The 17,564-nt window shown below is 65.3% G+C and carries 12 protein-coding genes and 2 pseudogenes; 10 read left to right on the top strand and 4 right to left on the bottom strand.

Going from position 1 to position 17,564, the window contains the following annotated elements; translation table 11 throughout:
• Positions 1–348: 348 nt before the first annotated feature.
• Positions 349–2,373, top strand: coding sequence for an acetate--CoA ligase (gene acs / locus AC2JAJ_RS11275; protein ID WP_221386896.1), 2,025 nt, complete (start codon positions 349–351; stop codon positions 2,371–2,373).
• Between the two features lie 94 nt (positions 2,374–2,467).
• A pseudogene (locus tag AC2JAJ_RS11270) lies at positions 2,468–3,244 on the top strand (DeoR/GlpR family DNA-binding transcription regulator); the annotation flags it as partial.
• Positions 3,245–3,267: 23 nt separating this feature from the next.
• Here the strand turns inward: AC2JAJ_RS11270 and AC2JAJ_RS11265 are convergent.
• A pseudogene (locus AC2JAJ_RS11265) lies at positions 3,268–4,287 on the bottom strand (LacI family DNA-binding transcriptional regulator); the annotation flags it as partial.
• Between the two features lie 14 nt (positions 4,288–4,301).
• On the bottom strand, positions 4,302–5,504 hold the full coding sequence (locus AC2JAJ_RS11260) for a Gfo/Idh/MocA family protein (protein ID WP_486415820.1): 1,203 nt from the start codon (positions 5,502–5,504) through the stop codon (positions 4,302–4,304).
• Positions 5,505–5,686: 182 nt separating this feature from the next.
• On the opposite strand from AC2JAJ_RS11260, the gene AC2JAJ_RS11255 reads away from it, so the two are divergent.
• The 5 genes from AC2JAJ_RS11255 (at position 5,687) to aroQ (ending at position 11,902) form a co-directional block, all read left to right on the top strand.
• Positions 5,687–6,637, top strand: coding sequence for a carbohydrate ABC transporter permease (locus AC2JAJ_RS11255; protein WP_454487102.1), 951 nt, complete (start codon positions 5,687–5,689; stop codon positions 6,635–6,637).
• 10 nt (positions 6,638–6,647) lie between these two features.
• Positions 6,648–7,589, top strand: a complete 942-nt coding sequence (locus tag AC2JAJ_RS11250) for a carbohydrate ABC transporter permease (RefSeq protein ID WP_486415821.1) — start codon at positions 6,648–6,650, stop codon at positions 7,587–7,589.
• Positions 7,590–7,661: 72 nt separating this feature from the next.
• Complete coding sequence (locus tag AC2JAJ_RS11245; RefSeq protein ID WP_486415822.1) at positions 7,662–8,999, top strand: ABC transporter substrate-binding protein; 1,338 nt, start codon at positions 7,662–7,664, stop codon at positions 8,997–8,999.
• Between the two features lie 146 nt (positions 9,000–9,145).
• Positions 9,146–11,356: an alpha-galactosidase gene (locus tag AC2JAJ_RS11240; protein ID WP_501053121.1), complete on the top strand. Its 2,211-nt coding sequence runs from the start codon at positions 9,146–9,148 to the stop codon at positions 11,354–11,356.
• An 81-nt stretch (positions 11,357–11,437) separates the two neighbouring features.
• A complete protein-coding gene (gene aroQ, locus AC2JAJ_RS11235) occupies positions 11,438–11,902 on the top strand; it encodes a type II 3-dehydroquinate dehydratase (protein WP_486415824.1) in 465 nt (154 codons plus the stop codon).
• 4 nt (positions 11,903–11,906) lie between these two features.
• Here aroQ and AC2JAJ_RS11230 read toward each other — a convergent pair whose 3' ends face one another.
• Positions 11,907–13,091, bottom strand: coding sequence for a MarP family serine protease (locus AC2JAJ_RS11230; RefSeq protein ID WP_486415825.1), 1,185 nt, complete (start codon positions 13,089–13,091; stop codon positions 11,907–11,909).
• A 196-nt stretch (positions 13,092–13,287) separates the two neighbouring features.
• Here AC2JAJ_RS11230 and AC2JAJ_RS11225 point away from each other — a divergent pair, with 196 nt between their 5' ends.
• The 3 genes from AC2JAJ_RS11225 (at position 13,288) to AC2JAJ_RS11215 (ending at position 15,389) form a co-directional block, all read left to right on the top strand.
• Positions 13,288–13,965, top strand: coding sequence for a Crp/Fnr family transcriptional regulator (locus tag AC2JAJ_RS11225; RefSeq protein ID WP_013602309.1), 678 nt, complete (start codon positions 13,288–13,290; stop codon positions 13,963–13,965).
• 102 nt (positions 13,966–14,067) lie between these two features.
• A complete protein-coding gene (locus AC2JAJ_RS11220; protein WP_364275310.1) occupies positions 14,068–14,538 on the top strand; it encodes a helix-turn-helix domain-containing protein in 471 nt (156 codons plus the stop codon).
• 14 nt (positions 14,539–14,552) lie between these two features.
• Positions 14,553–15,389: an IS3 family transposase gene (locus AC2JAJ_RS11215; RefSeq protein ID WP_479775556.1), complete on the top strand. Its 837-nt coding sequence runs from the start codon at positions 14,553–14,555 to the stop codon at positions 15,387–15,389.
• 603 nt (positions 15,390–15,992) lie between these two features.
• Here AC2JAJ_RS11215 and arfA read toward each other — a convergent pair.
• A complete protein-coding gene (arfA, locus tag AC2JAJ_RS11210; protein ID WP_486415826.1) occupies positions 15,993–17,531 on the bottom strand; it encodes an arabinosylfuranosidase ArfA in 1,539 nt (512 codons plus the stop codon).
• Positions 17,532–17,564 lie beyond the last annotated feature (33 nt).

Here is a 17,564-nt window from a genome sequence, read left to right as displayed (position 1 = left end):
TGACATGCGTCCCGGCCCTCCCAGGCAGCGTTGGCGCCTGGCGGAGCGGTCCGAAGTGAAGTCACAATTCCATCTCAGCCTAGTCAACAGCCAGGCTGATCACTAGCTGGCACAGGTCCGCGGGCGCGGCCCGCGGCAGCGGAAAACACCACTCACCGCTTAAAAAATGCCGCTCACTGGCGCATCTGTGACGGGGGGCACAGTGCATGGGCGGCAAGCATTAGGCTTGGTTGCGGAACAGCTCTTTGCGGTATGCCCGTCCCGGCTGGAGCCCGACGCCGTGCAGGCGGAGGGCCCTGCGCCGGACAGCGTCCCGCGCGGCAAAGATCGATGAATGATGAGGTTCACATGTCCCAGGACACCCCCAGCTCCACCGCCACCGTTCCGGCCGCGTCCACCCAGCAGGAAGGCCAGCAAGGCGGGCACCAGGGCGACGCCTTTGCAAACCTCCTGCATGAGACCCGCGCCTTCCCGCCAACGCCGGAATTCGCAGCAGACGCCGTTGTCACCGCTGCCGAATATGACGATGCCAATGCCGACCGGCCAGCGTTCTGGGCCAAGAAGGCCCGCGAACTGCTGACGTGGAGCAAGGACTTCACGCAGGCGCTGGACTGGTCCAACCCTCCGTTCGCCAAATGGTTCGTCGGCGGTGAACTCAACGCCGCTTACAACGCGCTGGACCGGCACGTCGAGGCCGGCAATGGCGACCGCGTCGCCATCTACTTCGAGGGCGAACCGGGCGACACCCGCACCTACACGTACGCGCAGCTAACCGAAGAGGTCAAGAAGGCAGCCAACGCGTTCGAGTCCCTGGGCGTCGCCAAGGGTGACCGGGTGGCCGTGTACCTGCCCATGATTCCCGAGGCCGTCATCACGCTGCTGGCCTGCGCCCGGATCGGCGCCGTCCACTCCGTGGTCTTCGGCGGCTTCTCCGCCGAAGCCCTCCGCTCCCGGATCGACGATGCCGAGGCCAAGCTCGTGGTCACCGCCGACGGGACCTACCGGCGCGGCAAGCCCAGCCCGCTCAAGCCCGCTGTGGATGACGCCCTGGCGCACGACGGGCACACCGTGCAGAACGTGGTGGTAGTCAAGCGCAACGGCCAGGACGTGGACTGGACCGAAGGCCGGGACCACTGGTGGGACGACACCGTCGGCGCCGCGTCCGCCGAGCACACCGCCGTGGGGCATGACTCCGAACACCCGCTGTACATCCTCTACACCTCCGGCACCACCGGAAAGCCCAAGGGCATCCTGCACACCACGGGCGGGTACCTCACCCAGACCGCCTACACCCACAAGGTTGTCTTCGACCTGCACCCGGAGACGGACGTGTACTGGTGCACGGCCGACGTCGGCTGGGTCACCGGACACTCCTACGTCGCCTATGCTCCGCTCATCAACGGGGCCACCCAGGTTATGTACGAAGGCACCCCGGACTCCCCGCACCAGGGCCGCTGGTGGGAGATCGTGGAGAAGTACAAGGTCTCCATCCTCTACACCGCTCCCACTGCCATCCGGACGTTCATGAAGTGGGGCGCGGAGATCCCTGCCAAGTACGACCTCTCCTCCCTGCGGGTGCTGGGCTCAGTGGGTGAGCCGATCAACCCCGAAGCCTGGATGTGGTACCGCAAGGTTATCGGCGGCGACAAGGCCCCCATCGTGGACACCTGGTGGCAGACCGAGACGGGCGCCCAGATGATCGCCCCGCTGCCCGGCGTTACCGCCACCAAGCCCGGTTCCGCGCAGGTGCCGCTGCCCGGCATCGCCGTGGACGTAGTGGACGAAATGGGCGAGTCGGTCCCCAACGGGCACGGCGGCTTCCTGGTCATTCGTGAGCCCTGGCCGTCCATGCTCCGCGGCATCTGGGGCGACCCGGAACGCTTCAAGGACACCTACTGGTCCCGGTTCGAGAACATGTACTTCGCCGGGGACGGCGCCAAGAAGGACGAGGACGGCGACATCTGGCTCCTGGGCCGCGTGGACGACGTCATGAACGTCTCAGGCCACCGGCTCTCCACCACGGAAATCGAATCCGCCCTGGTCAGCCACCCCGCCGTCGCGGAGGCCGCCGTCGTGGGCGCCACGGACGAAACCACCGGCCAGGCCGTCGTCGCGTTCGTCATCCTCCGGGGCGACGCCGCGAACAACGGCGATGCCACGGTACAGGAACTGCGCAACCACGTGGGCAAGGAAATCGGCCCCATCGCCAAGCCCAAGAACATCCTGGTGGTGCCCGAGCTGCCCAAGACCCGGTCCGGCAAGATCATGCGCCGCCTCCTCAAGGATGTCGCCGAAGGCCGGGATCCCGGTGACGCCACCACCCTCTCCGACCCCACGATCATGCAGCAGATCGCCGCCTCCCTCCGCAGGTAACCGGCAGCAGATTGCGACGGCGCCGCCCGGCCTGGGCGGCGCCGTCGCCGTATGCTGGGAGCAGACTTGTCCCCTGCCCCGAAGGAACTTCCAGATGCTCGCCGTCGCACGACACCAGGCAATTTTGGATGCCCTTGACCGGGAGCGGGTCGTGCGGGTCTCGGACCTTGCCCAGCAACTCGGTGTCTCCCTGATGACCGTGCGGCGGGACATCGAAGTGCTGGAAGAGGGCGGCAAGCTCGAGCGCATCCACGGGGGCGCCAAGCTGCCCGGTGACGCCAGCACGCATGAACCCGGGTTCGAGTTGAAGTCCACGCAGCTGACCGCGGAGAAGCGCGCCATCGCGGTGGAGGCGGCCGCCCTGGTCCACGAGGGCATGGCGGTGGGTTTGAGTGCAGGCACCACCACGTGGGCGCTGGCCAAGGAACTGGTCGGAGGTCCCCGGATTACGGTGGTCACCAACTCGGTCAGGATCGCGGACCTCTTCCACCATGCCGCCTCATCCGGCTCAACCCGCTCCACGTCCACGGTGATCCTCGTGGGCGGCGAGCGCACGCCGTCGGACGCCCTGGTGGGCCCCATCGCCACAGGCGCACTCAAGCAACTGCATCTGGACGTCCTGTTCCTGGGCGTCCATGGAATGGACGCCAACGCCGGTTTCACCACGCCCAACCTGCTCGAAGCGGAAACCGACCGCGCCTTCGTGGCGGCCGCGCGGAAAACCGTAGTGCTGGCCGACCACACCAAGTGGGGCATGCTGGGCATCAGCTCCATTGCCGCACTCGACGACGTGGACGAGGTCATCAGCGATGCCGGGCTCAGCGCCGAGGCCCAACGCGTCCTGGGCGAGAGGGTAGGCCGTCTGCGGCTGCCTGCAGTGCAGCAGGCCGGCGAGGGGCAACCGCAGGACTGCCGGACATGCAGTTGGGTCGAAAAGATCCGGTGCCGTGGCTTCTCGCCCCTGCTGGCTCCAACCAAAGCCTCCACGGCGGCCTCCGCCATGGCCACCACGGGCTGCTCCACGGTCGTCAGTGCGGGCCAGGAGTATTCGGAGTCGGCCGACCCGTCGAAGGATGCCACTGCGATATCCCCGGGTACGGACAAACCTGCCTCGTGGATGGCCCGCAGGAGCCCGATGCCCTGCATATCTGAGGTGGCAAAGATTGCCGTTGGCCTGTTTACCGACGCCAGCAGCCGCTGCCCGGCAACGTAACCTCCGGGCCGAGTGAAGGCGCTGTAGGAAATTGGCCCCTCGGGCAGGCCCGCCTCCTGGAGGGCCTGCCGCCAGCCCACCTCGCGGCCGTCGGTTTCCCCGGAGACGTTGGTTCCCATGGCCAGGCCGATGTTTGTGTGGCCGTGACCGATCAAGTGCTGTACAGCGATTTTGGCACCGGCCGCCAGGTCCACGCCGATGCTGTTGAAGCCCGGCGCATCCCGTTCCTGGTTGAGCAGAACCGACGGGATGTCCGCCGTTTCCAACGCCTCCAGGTCGGGCTGGAACAGGACACTGGCCAGCAGCACCCCATCCACCTGCCGCGCCGCGAGGTTCCGGATGTTCCGGCGCTCCTTGGCAAGGTTTCCGTCCGAGTTGCTCAATACGAGCGCATATCCCAGATCCGCGGCGGCGTCCTCCACTGCGTGCGAAAAAAGCGAGAAGAAGGGGTTGGAGATGTCCGGAACGATCAGCCCCAGCGTCTCGCTTGAACCCAGCTTGAGCGCCCGGGCGGCGGCGTTGGGCCGGTATCCGAGCACGCGGATGGCGTCCTGGACTTTTGCCTCGGTGGCCGGTGCCACTTTTTTGGGCCCGCCATTGACCACGTAGCTGACGACGGCGGTGCTGACGCCGGCATAGCGCGCGACGTCCTTGCGCGTCACGGGGCCGCCGCGGGGGGCCCGTAAGGCCGGTGATGTCATGCTGTCCATGCTAACTACGAGTTGGCCGGGGCATCGCCGAAGTCGCGGATGGACAGCCTTGTGCCGTTTTGCAGTGCGGACTGATGGGCCACGATGCCGGGGAGGGTGAAGCGGGCAGCAACCCAGGCGTTGACCGGCGGCAGCGTGCGGTTGTTCACGGCAGTCACGAAGTCATCCACCAGGAAGTGGTGGCTGCCTTCGTGACCGTTGGGAGCACCAAGGAACTCCGCGGGCAGCCGCTCTGCGTCATGGACCGGGGAGAGTCCTGACACGAAGGCGTCCCGGAGTTCCGGGGCCACGTTGGCCAACGAGGGGTCGTCCAGGGGAATACTGGGCCGGGCTTCCATCTGTTCGGAGATGTCGTGGACGTTCTGCTTGTCCTGCCATACGGTGACCTTGGCGAGCTGTTCGAAGCTCGCCTCCGTTCCGAAGAACCGGAACCTGGATTCACGGATATGGGAGGGGTAACCCACCCGGCGCATCTCGTTGGTGCGCATCACTCCGCCGTCGCTCAGTTCGAAAAGGGCCGTGGCGTTGGAAAAATCGTTGCCGAACATGCTGATGTCCTTGTCGAAGACTCCATCGTTCCGCTGGTCCCGGACTCCGATACAGCTGACGCTGACGGCGTGGGCCGGGAGGGCCCCGAGCACCCCTCCGATGGCGTGGGTGGGGTAGAGCATGGGCGGATAGCTGGCAGTTTCTTTCCAGCGCTCACCGCCGCTGTACTGGTAAGCATCATAAAAGCCCAGGTCCATGTCGTGGACGTAGTCACCCTCGGAATAGAAGATGCGGCCGAACTTGCCTGCGGCGTGCTGCTGGCGTGCGTAGACGGTGGCGGGGTTGTAGTAGCTGGTCTCCCCCATCATGTAGACGTTCCCGGTATCGCGGACGGCATCGATAATGCGCTCGATTTCCTCTTCCGAACTGGCCATGGGCACTGCCGAATAGACGTGCTTGCCGGCCCGCAGCGCCCGTTCCACCAGCGGCCCGTGGGTCCAGCGCTGGGTGAAGATAGCTACCGCGTCGACGTCCGAGGCGAGCAGTGCCTCGAAGTCCGGTTCCTGCCCTGCGAGGTGGTAGCGGTCGACGGCCTCAGCGGCCCTTTCGGGGCGCTCGTCCACCACATAGACGGCCTTCACGCCCGGGTGCAGGTTGAAAAGGTGTGCGAACTGGGAGCCGAACTGGCCGGCGCCCACGATGCCGATGGAGAACGTCATTGTTGTGCCTTTCGCGAGGGGTCAACCGAGTCTTTCACCCACTTCTACTCGAGTCAATATCAAAGGAATGTATAAAACCGGCGGCAGGTAAAAGAAAAAACAACTCTTGCCAGCGCATAATCTACTCGTGTAGATTCGCTGCCAGCTTGTTACTCCCATCACACTCGCCGAAAGGGTCGACGATGACCACCCTTACCAGGAATCCCCGCTTGGGGGAGCACGGCCTGACGCGGACGCTGCTGAAGCGGACAGGACACAACAGCACAGGGCGAAGCGACGCAAAGATCGCTTTGTTTTTCATCGCACCGGCCCTGATCGGGTTTGTCCTCTTCTACCTGGTGCCCACCGTCCGCGGCATCTACCTCAGCTTCACCGAATACAACATTCTTGGAGATCCGGAATGGATCGGCCTGGAGAACTACGAGGCAATCGCCAAGGATCCCCTGTTCTGGAACTCCCTGGCCGTCACGGGCCAGTACGTGCTCCTGAACATCGGGCTGCAGACAGCGCTGGCGCTCGGCCTGGCACTGCTGATGCACAATGTGGCCAAGTCCACCATAATCCGCGGCGCCCTGCTCCTGCCCTACCTGATGTCCAACGTCATCGCCGCGTTGCTGTGGTTTTGGATGCTGGACTACCAGATCGGCGTGGTGAACCAGTTCATCGAGTGGGCAGGCCTGCCCCGCGCCGCGTTCTTCGGCAGCGAGGAATGGGCCATCCCCACCCAGGCGCTGATCAACACATGGCGGCACATGGGCTACACGGCGTTGCTGATCTTCGCCGGCCTGCAATCCATCCCCGGCCACGTCTACGAGGTGGCCAAACTGGACGGCGCATCGGCCTGGCAAACCTTCCGCAAGATCACCATCCCGCTGCTGCGTCCGGTCCTGGTACTGGTCCTGGTGGTCACCGTCATCGGTTCCTTCCAGGTGTTCGACACCGTCGCCGTGACCACTGGCGGCGGTCCGGTCAACGCCACCCGCGTCATCCAGTACTACATCTACCAGCGCGCCTTCACGGAGTCGGACTTCGGCTACGGATCCGCCATCGCCGTCATTCTCTTCCTCATCCTCGCCCTGGTGGCCTTCATCCAGATGAAGTTCCTCAAGGGCAACGAGTCGGACCTGGACTAAGGAGTCCTCCATGACCACCACCGCAAGCCGCACCCCCATGACCGAGCCGGCCACCCGCCGTCGTCCGTCCAGGCGCCGCCCCTTCAATCCCCGCCGCGCCGCAGCCTGGGCACTGCTGGTCCTGGCCATCGCCGTCTCTGTCCTTCCCTTCCTCTGGGTGCTGCGGACGGCGTTGTCCACCAACAACGCCCTGGCCGGCAACGCCACCAGCCTCCTGCCTGCGGAATTCACCTTCGGCGCCTTCCAACGCGTCTTCGGGCTGCAGTCCCCGGCCGAAGCCGTCGCGGAAGGCGGCTCCGGCGCTGCGATCGACTTCTGGGTCTACCTGCGCAACTCCGTGGTCTTCTCCTCGATCACCACGGCCGGGGCCGTATTCTTCAGTGCGATGGCTGCCTATGCCTTCGCCCGCCTCCGCTGGAAGGGGCGCAACGCCGTCTTCAGCCTCTTCCTCGGCACCATGCTGGTCCCGCCGATCTTCACGGCGCTGCCGAACTTCCTGCTGATCAAGAACCTGGACCTGCTGAACACCATGCTTGGGATGGTCCTCCCCTATGTGTTCATGACTCCGTTCGCCATCTTCTTCCTCCGGCAGTTCTTCCTGAACATGTCCCGCGAGGTGGAGGAGGCGGCCATGCTCGACGGCGCCAGGCACCTGCGCATCTTCTTCCAGATTGTCCTGCCCAACGCCGCCGCCCCCCTCGCCACCCTTGCCCTGCTCACCTTCATCGGGCAGTGGAACGAGTACTTCTGGCCACTGCTGGTCGGGTCGCAAGACGATGTCCGCGTGCTCCAGGTGGGACTGGGCGTCTTCAAATCCCAGTCGCCGCAGGGCGCGCCGGACTGGTCCGGTCTGATGGCCGCGACGCTCGTCTCCGCGCTGCCCGTCCTTGCCCTCTTCGCCGTATTCGGCAAGAAGATCGTCAACTCCATCGGCTTCTCCGGCATCAAGTAATTCCCGCTTCACCTACCGCTAGCTCCGCGCGGGCCATGGTGGCCTGCCCGGAAACCCCTGAAAGGACCTGTCATGAAGAAAAAAGCAACCGCAATCGCTGCTGCCGCCGCAGCAGTCCTGGCCCTCTCCGCCTGCGGCAACGGCGGTTCGGCTGAATCGGCGAAGGGCGAGATCAGCTACTGGCTGTGGGATGCCAACCAGCTTCCCGCCTACCAGCAGTGCGCCGACGACTTCCACAAAGCCAACCCCGACGTCACCGTCAAGATCACCCAGCGCGGCTGGGACGACTACTGGAGCACCCTCACCAATGGATTCGTCGGCGGAACCGCTCCCGACGTCTTCACCGACCACCTCGGACGCTACGGCGAACTGGCCAAGAACAAGCAGCTGCTTCCCATTGACGACGCCGTCAGCAAGGACAAGGTGGACCTGTCCGCCTACAACGAAGGCCTCGCCGACCTGTGGGTGGGCCAGGATGGCAAGCGCTACGGCCTTCCGAAGGACTGGGACACCATCGGCCTGTTCTACAACAAGGCCATGCTCACCGCCGCCGGCATCTCCGAGGACCACATGAAGGACCTGACCTGGAACCCCGAGGACGGTGGCAGCTATGAGAAGGTCATCGCCCGCCTCACCGTCGACAAGAACGGCAAGCGTGGCGATGAGGCCGGGTTCGATAAGAACAACGTTGCCGTGTACGGCCTGGGCCTGAACGGCGGGGGCGATTCCTCCGGCCAGACCGAGTGGAGCTACCTGACCAACACCACCGGCTGGTCCCACACGGACAAGAACCCGTGGGGCACCCACTACAACTATGACGACCCGCGCTTCCAGGACTCCATGAAGTGGTTCGCCGGGCTCGCGGATAAGGGCTACATGCCCAAGCTGGAAACCACAGTTGGCGCCAGCATGGCCGACACCTTCGCTGCCGGGAAGTCCGCGATCAACGCCCACGGCTCGTGGATGATCGGCCAGTACACCGGCTACAAGGGCATCGAGGTGGGCATCGCGCCGACGCCTGTGGGCCCTGAAGGCAAGCGCGCTTCCATGTTCAATGGCCTGGCCGACTCGATTTGGGCCGGATCCAAGAAGAAGGACGCTTCCATTAAGTGGGTGGAGTACCTGGCTTCCTCCGCCTGCCAGGATGTCGTGGCATCCAAGGCAGTCGTGTTCCCAGCGCTGAAGGCTTCCTCTGACAAGGCCGCTGAGGCGTTCAAGGCCAAGGGCGTGGATGTCACCGCCTTCACCGAGCACGTCAAGAATAAGACCACGTTCCTGTACCCCATCACCGACAACACGGCCAAGGTGAAGGGCATCATGGAGCCCGCCATGGACGCTGTGGTGTCCGGCAAGGCGCCTGTCAGCTCCCTGACCCAGGCCAACGAACAGGTCAACGCCCTGTTCAAGTAGCCGCCGCACGTGGCTGCGTATGTGGTCGCAGCCACGGCCCGGTGCCGCCGTCCCCCTCCTCGCGGCGGCGGCACCGGCCCCCCCCTCCCCCCTGACTTTGCCCGCGTACCTTCAACGCATCCCTGAACACTGAAAGAGACCTCCCTATGGATCCCTTGTACCTCCGTTCCGCCGGCACCAGCCTGGTGATCAGCTTCGACAGCGGGGAGGCTGAGGTCATCCACTGGGGCGCCGACCTCGGTGCCGGCCTGCCGGACCTGGCGATCCTGGCCGGGCCCGTCGGGCATTCCTCCGTGGATGCGCGCGTGCCCGCCGGCCTCCTCCCCCAGGCTTCCTCCTCCTGGCGGGGCCGCCCTGGCCTGCGCGGGCATCGGATGACGGGTGACGGCGCCGGGTTTGATTTCTCGTCCCGCCTCCGCGTTACATCCGTCAGCGCTGATGGTGCCGCCGCCACCATCGTGCAGGCCGACGCCGACGCCGGCCTCAGCGTCTCGTCTTCAATAACGCTTCACGCAGGGGGCTTGCTGGAACTGCGCCACACCGTCACCAACGAGGGCACCTCCCCCTTCCAGGTGGACGAACTGGCCACCGTCCTCCCGGTAGCGCCGGACGCCGTCGAACTCCTTGACCTGACCGGCCGCTGGTGCCGGGAACGCCACCCGCAGCGGCGCCCCATCCAGCAGGGCACCTGGGTCCGCTCCGGACGGCACGGCCGCACCGGGCACGATTCCTCCCTGCTGTTCGCCGCCGGCACGAAGGACTTCGCCAACCGGCACGGCAAGGTCTGGGCCACCCACCTGGCCTGGAGCGGCAACCACGAGCAGTTCGCTGACACCATCGGCGACGGCCGGACCATGATCGGCGGCTCGGAACTGCTGGGGCCCGCCGAGGTCGTCCTGGAGCCGGGCGCCAGCTACACGACGCCGGCCCTCTTTGCCGCCTACTCGGACCGCGGCCTGGACGGCATCACGGAGGCCTTCTACGGCTGGTTCCGTTCGCGCCCCCACCACGTCCTGCCTGCCGCCTCCACCGGCCTGCCGGCCGGTAAGCCGCGTCCGGTGGTGCTGAACACGTGGGAAGCCGTGTACTTCGACCACAACCTGGACACGCTCATCGAGCTGGCCGACTCCGCCGCGGACCTGGGCGTGGAGCGGTTCGTGCTCGACGACGGCTGGTTCCGCGGCCGCCGCGACGACCACGCAGGCCTGGGCGACTGGTACGTCGATGAAACCCTATGGCCCAATGGGTTGACCCCGCTGATCGAGGCCGTGACGTCCCGCGGGATGGAGTTCGGGCTCTGGGTGGAACCGGAGATGGTCAACCTGGATTCGGACCTCGCCCGGGCCCACCCGGACTGGGTCGTGGGCCCGTCGGCTGCCGCACACAAGGACGGTGGCAGGCTGCCACTTGAGTGGCGCAACCAGCACGTCCTCGACCTGGTCAACCCCGACGCCTGGCAGTACATCTTCGACCGGATCGACGCACTGCTGCGCGAGAACGACATCAGCTACCTGAAGTGGGACCAGAACCGGGACCTGCTGGAGCACGGGAACGCCGGCCGCGCCTCCGTCCACCAGCAGACCCTCGCCGCCTACCGCCTGTTCGACGAGCTCAAGAAGGCGCACCCCGCCGTCGAAATTGAAAGCTGCTCCTCCGGCGGTGCCCGCGTGGACCTGGGCATCCTGGAGCGGACGGACCGGATCTGGGCCTCGGACTGCAACGACGCCCTGGAACGCCAGACCATCCAGCGCTGGACGGGCGCCGTGGTGCCCCCGGAACTGGTGGGCAGCCACATCGGCCCCACCACCTCGCACACCACAGCCCGCACCCACGATCTGTCCTTCCGGGCCATCACCGCGCTGTTCGGGCACTTCGGCATGGAATGGGACATCCGCAGCGTGCAGGGCAAGGAGCGTGAGGAGCTGCGGCGCCTGGTGGGCCTGTACAAGGGTCACCGGGACCTCATCCACAGCGGCCGCCGGGTCAACGCCGACGTCGCCGACGAGTCATTGCTGCTGCACGGCGTGGTGGCCGGAGGGCCACCTGCGGGAGGTGCCGGGCTTCCAAAGGGCACGACGGCGGCGCTGTTCGCCCTGGTCAGCACCCGCACCTCGGCGGCAGAGGCCCCGGGCCGGACCGGCTTCCCGGGATTGGAACCGGAACGCACGTACCGGGTGGAGGCTGTCTTCCCCACTGGGAACGACCCCGACTACGCCCACACCTACACCCAGGCCCAGCCTCCCGCATGGCTTGCGGAGGGTGCCGTGGCCAACGGCCGGTTCCTCGCCGAGGTGGGGCTCCCGATGCCCATCCTCAACCCCGAGCATGCGCTGCTGCTGAAGGTCACCGCTGCCTAGAACCGCCGCAGAGCCCTTCCCGCCGCGCATTCCGGGCGTAAGAATGCGCGGCGGGCGGGGGCAGCCGCTAGATTTGCAGGCATGACTGAAGCCTCCTCCGCCGCCGAAGCCGGCCGCGGCACCATCCTTGTGATCAACGGCCCTAACCTCAACCTGCTGGGTACGCGCGAACCGGAAAAGTACGGCACGTCAACCCTTGCCGATGTTGAACAGCTGGCAGCGTCCGCCGCGGAGAAACACGGCTTCGTGGTGGAGTGCGTCCAGTCCAACCACGAGGGCGTCCTGCTGGACGCGATCCACGCCGCCCGGGAAAACGCCGCGGGCATCGTCATCAACGCCGGCGCCTTCACGCACACCTCCGTGGCACTGCGTGACGCCCTCGCCGCCGTCCAGCTTCCCGCCGTCGAGGTGCACATCACCAACGTCCACCAGCGCGAGGAGTTCCGCCACCACTCCTACCTGTCCCCCGTGTGCGCGGCAGTCATCGTAGGAGCCGGAGTCACCGGGTACCGGCTGGCCATCGACTACCTGGCTGACGTCCTCTAGACCGCTACTTCTGGATGCATTGCCCGGAGGAGACCGCTGCGGACAACGCCGGGGCCTGCTCCGCGACCGGGTTGAGGTCGTTCATGGTGATGGCAAACCCCACTTCCGCGTCGGAGGTTGCCTTGGCGAAGATCACGCCGGCCACCTGGCCCTCCGGGGTCAGCAACGGGCCGCCGGAATTCCCGGGCTGGACGTCGCCGGCGAGCCGGTAGATATCCTCCGGCGAGGGGTTGTTGCCGTAGATGTCCGGGACCAGCACCGTGGCGATGTCCTGCACCGTGGCCGGCTTGGACTGGAAGGGGCCTCCGTGCGGATAGCCGGCGAAGGCGGCCTGGCTGCCGCCGGGAAGGTCGGCGCTCAACGGCAACGGCTGCGACGGCAGGTTGTCCACCGCCAGAACCGCAAGGTCGTGGCGGGTGTCGAAGTAGACGACGCGCCCCGGCATCGCTCCGCCGTCGGACATCTCCACCACGGGCTGCGAGACCCCGGCGACGACGTGCGCGTTGGTGACCACCCTGTCTTCGGACACCACGAAGCCGGTGCCGGTCTGGTTTTGGCCGCATTCGTAGGCGGTGCCCGCGATCCTCAGGACGGACTGCGCCGCCTTGTTCAGGGCCGGCGTATTGGTGCTCGTGTTGGGCACCTGCACCCTCTGGCCCTGGTCCAGGCCTTCGATCAGGGTGGGTATCCCGTTGCCGATCACCGTGGACCGAAGCTCGGCCATGGTGGCCTTGACGGGGGTGGGAGTCAGCCCGTCAATGAAGCGGATCACCTTGGACTCGGCCAGCTGCTGCGAGATGACGGGTACGCCCAGGGAGCTGATGCTGAACGCGAGCATGGACATCACCAGCGCGGAAACCACCAAGTTCAGCGCCCCGCCCACCAGGCGGTCCACCGCGCGCAGCGGCCGGATGCGCACAACCCCGCGCAGTTGCCGTCCCACCATGGTGCCCAGGCCATGTCCCAGCGCCATCAGGACGACGGCGGCCGCGATGATGGCGGTCAGCCTCCATCCGGAATCCTCAACGAAGCCGCTGACCAGGGGAACGGCGAAGAAGGCCGCGACAGCACCCGCGGCGAAGCCCACGAGCCCGCCCACGGTGACCAGGAACCCATTGCGGAGACCGTAGATCAGGTATGACAGCAGCGCCAGGATCAGGACAATGTCCAGGACAGTCAAGCCGACCACAAAGGCTCCTTATTAACGGTTGAACCCCCATTCTATCGGCGCACACTGGTAGTCCCCTGAGCTCCCTCCCTCCCCTCCGAAGGCCCTTCATCCAGCTTTCTTCAGGCGTTTCGGCTGCCAAGTTCGTCACAGAACCTTGAAAATTCTGAAACAATGGCACAAGCGCCACAGCCGATACTTTTACTCAGGAGATTTCATGGACATCGAGGTACTGCGCCGAGCACCCCTTTTCGCCACGCTCGACGACGACGCATTCCGTCTGCTGACGGACGAGCTGACCGAGGTGGACCTGTCCCGTGGCGCATCGGTGTTCCGCGAGGGCGACCAGGGTGACCAGCTCTACTTCATTGTCTCCGGCAAGGTGAAGCTCGGCCGCACCTCCCCCGATGGCCGCGAATCCCTCCTTGCCATCCTTGGCCCGGGAGAGCTCTTCGGCGAGATGGCCCTGTTCGATCCCAGCCCGCGCACCGCCACCGCCACCGCGGTGTCGGAGACCCGGCTGGCCGGGCTCAAGAACGAGAGCCTGAACACCCTCCTGCGCACCCGTCCCGAGGTCTCGGCCCAGCTGCTGCAGGCCCTGGCCCGCCGCCTCCGCCGCACCAACGATTCCCTCTCCGACCTGGTCTTCTCCGACGTTCCGGGCCGCGTGGCAAAGGCCCTGCTGGACCTGGCCGACCGTTTCGGCCGCCCGGCAACCGACGGCGTCCTGGTGGCACACGAACTCACCCAGGAGGAGCTCGCCCAGCTGGTGGGCGCGTCCCGCGAGACCGTCAACAAGGCCCTGGCCGAATTCGTTCAGCGCGGCTGGCTCCGCCTCGAAGCCCGCGCCGTGGTCATCCTGGACATGCAGCGCCTCCGCCAGCGCTCCCGCTAAGCTCCACGAAAAAGGCCGCCCCGAGTGAACTGCTCCCCGAAAGTTGGACTGAAAAATCAGTTCTGACTTTCGGGGAGCAGTTTTATGCATGGAAGAAGTTCGTTGTCCGAGGAACAGCGCGAGGCCGCGGTGGCGCTGTTTGAGATCGGGTGGGGCTCCAGAGCTGTAGCAACCAGGCTCGGGGTGCGTCGGAAGCCGATCCTCCGGTTACACGACAGATGGCGCGTTCGTGGGGATACTGCTCTTGTGACCAAACCAGGCAACCGCGTGTATTCATTCGAGCTCAAGCTCAACGCCGTGCAGCGATATATCTCCGGCGAGACCAGGGTCGCACTGGCCAAAGAGCTCGAACTATCCTCGCCACACCTGATAGCCGTGTGGGCAATGCAGTACCGGGCTCAGGGCGAGGAAGGCCTCCGTCCGAAACCTAAAGGCCGCCCAAGGAAGAACCCAGATACCCCGCCGCAGCAGGAACCGGAGCTGCAGCGGCTGCGACGTGAGAACGAACGCCTGCGTGCAGAGGTTGCTTTCCTGGGAAAAGTAAACGCCTTGAGGGGCAGGGAGCAGCGCTAAAGGTTCGCGCTGTCATCGCTCTCAAGGCTGAGCACCGATTAGAGGTTCTGCTGGACGTGGCCGGGTTAGCCCGGTCCACGTTCTTCTACCACCAAGCCAAACTCAATGGCCCCGATCCACGGGCGTCCCTGAAGGCCGCTGTCACTGACATTTTTACGAAGAACCACGGCCGGTACGGGCATCGCCGGATCCATATTGAACTGTTGAAGCAAGGATGGACGGTCGCTAAGAAGACGGTTCTGAAGCTGATGCGTTCCCTCCGGCTGGTCTGCAAGGTCCGAAGCAGGAAGCGATACAACTCCTACCAGGGCGAGCAAGGCATCGTGGCCCCGAACCTGCTGAAACGCCAGTTCGACGCGGACGCCCCAAACCAGAAGTGGGTGACCGATGTGACCGAGTTCAGCGTCGGCGACAGGAAGCTCTACCTCTCACCGATCATGGACCTGTTCGACCGGCAGATCATCTCCTACGCCATTGGGACCTCGCCCAACCTGGAACTGACCAACTCCTCATTGCGCGGCGCCTTGGCCACGCTGGAGAACGGGCAGAAACCCCTCGTCCACTCAGACCAAGGGTTCCAGTATCAGCACAACTCTTGGCGCACACTCTTGGCGAACGCCGGCGCCGTCCAATCGATGTCACGCAAAGCCAACTGCTACGACAACGCCGTCATGGAGAACTTCTTCGGACACCTGAAGGAAGAGCTCTTCCACCGCGTCCGGTTCCTCAACACCGACGCACTCGCATCAGCGCTGCACGCATACATCAGCTGGTACAACACCGAAAGAATTTCCACCAAGCTCAAGGGCTTGAGCCCGGTACAGTACCGTGCTCAGATGCTTGCGGCTTAGGTCCCAATTAGAAGCACAGCTGGACTAGGGTCCCCCCATTAGACCGCAGCCAAACGCGCCCTTGCCTGTCTGCACGACGATAAAAACTCTGGCTTCGGCAGAAGGCTCCTGAGCAAATATCTCGCCCCCTCCGGCTGTCCTACCTTGAGAGGTTAGGGCGGATACATCGTGTTCGGCGGGCTGTGGGTTGGGACCACAGTTATATTCGCGGTCGGCAAACTGCACTCTGGACGGAACTTCCTTGGGCGACAGGACCCAGTCCGATGTCTGTTGATGGACGTTCCATAGCCGGACGCCAGCAAAAATGCCCGCCAGCACCAACACGGAAACCATCAAAGACAAAGCGATTCGCGTCCCCCGGCTCATGGACCAAACGATCCACGAATACGGCATGAAGGTCAATGAACGGGCTAAACCCAGGTGCAGCTCTCGCCCCCCTGGCTTGGCAGGTGGTTCAAACACGCAGAAGTCCCCGTCCCACTTGGGACGGGGACTTCTGCGAACAGCCGATAGCTGGCCGCTAAAGTGGATACATCGCATTTGCGAGTCCAACTTTCGGGGACCAGTTCAGAGGGGCGGCCTTTTTGTGTGCCCTGGGCAGGATCAGTTCTTCACCACGTCCAGTTCGACGACGGCCCATGACAGGGCAGGCAGGCTGAGCCGCAGCTCGGACCCGCTCGCCTTCGCTCCCTCCAGCGGCTTCAGGCCTACCCGGTCCGGACTCTCCTGCGAGTTGGCCGTGAAGCGGTCCCCGCCGTCGGGAATTTCCAGGACTTCCGCCCGGAGCACGCGCCGGGCGTCAAAGCCGCGCAGGGCGACCTCAACGTCCGCGGCCTCCTCCAGGCCGCGGTTGGCAAGGAACAGGGCCACGCGTCCCGTTTCCTCGTTCCACGTTGCGCTGACGTCCACGAGGTCGGTGTCGCCGAACCGGGCGTTGCCGTACCTGTCCGAATCGACGGAGAGCCGGAGGATCTGCCCCTTCGCCAGCTCAGCCATGCGGGCAAACGGGTGGAAGATGGTCTGCCGCCAGGCCGGGCCGTTCTCCTCGCTGAAGATCGGGGCGATCACGTTGACCAGCTGGGCCTGGTTGGCGATCTTGACCCGGTCGCCGTGGCGGAGCAGCGAGTTGAGCAGGGTGCCGACGACGACGGCGTCCGTCACGTTGTACTTGTCCTCGATAACGCGGGGGTGCTCGCGCCAGCCGGCCTTTGCCACGTTGTGCGGCTGGTCCTCGGTGTCCCTGCCCCGCTGGTACCAGACATTCCACTCGTCAAAGGAGAGGTTGATGTGCTTCTTGTGCTTGCCCTTCGCGCGGACGGCGTCCGCCGTGGCGATGACCGATTCGATGAAGTAGTCGGTGTCGACGGCGCTGGCGAGGAAGCTGCCGACGTCGCCGTCGCGTTCCTGGTAGTAGGCGTGCAGCGAAACATAGTCCACCTCTTCGTACGCGTGGGTCAGCACCGTCTGCTCCCAGGCGCCGAACGTCGGCATGCCGGAGTTCGAGCTTCCGCAGGCCACCAGTTCGATGTCCGGATCCACGAACCGCATGGCCTTGGCGGCTTCCTGGGCAAGCCGGCCGTATTCCTCGGCCGTTTTATGGCCGATCTGCCACGGCCCGTCCATTTCGTTGCCGAGGCACCACAGTTTGATGTTGAAGGGGTCTTTGTGGCCATTCTTTGCGCGCAGGTCGGACAGGCGCGTGCCGCCGGGGTGGTTGGCATACTCCACGATGGCCCGGGCGGCATCCACTCCCCTGGTGCCCAGGTTGATGGCTTCCATGATCTCGGTACCCGCCTGGCGGGACCAGTCCACGAACTCGTGCAGGCCGAAGGCGTTGGTCTCAACGGTATGCCAGGCGCCGTCGAGCCGCCGGGGCCGGTCCTCCCGGGGACCAATGCCGTCTTCCCAGTCGTAGCCGGAGACGAAGTTGCCTCCCGGGTAGCGGATGACGGTGGCGCCCAGCTCCTTGACGAGCTTGAGGACGTCTTGGCGGAAGCCGTTCTCATCGGCCTCCGGGTGGCCCGGTTCATAGATGCCGGTGTAGACGCAGCGGCCCATGTGCTCCACGAAGGAGCCGAACAGGCGCCGGGGCACTTCACCGATGGTGAAGTCGCGGTCGAGGGTGATTCTGGCGCGGGACATGTGGACTATCTCCTTGGTTGTGCAACGCGTACG

This window comes from Arthrobacter sp. MOO21 (genome assembly GCF_057369995.2).
Note: the sequence above shows the minus strand (reverse complement) of the source record. Positions and strands in the feature narration are given on the sequence as shown.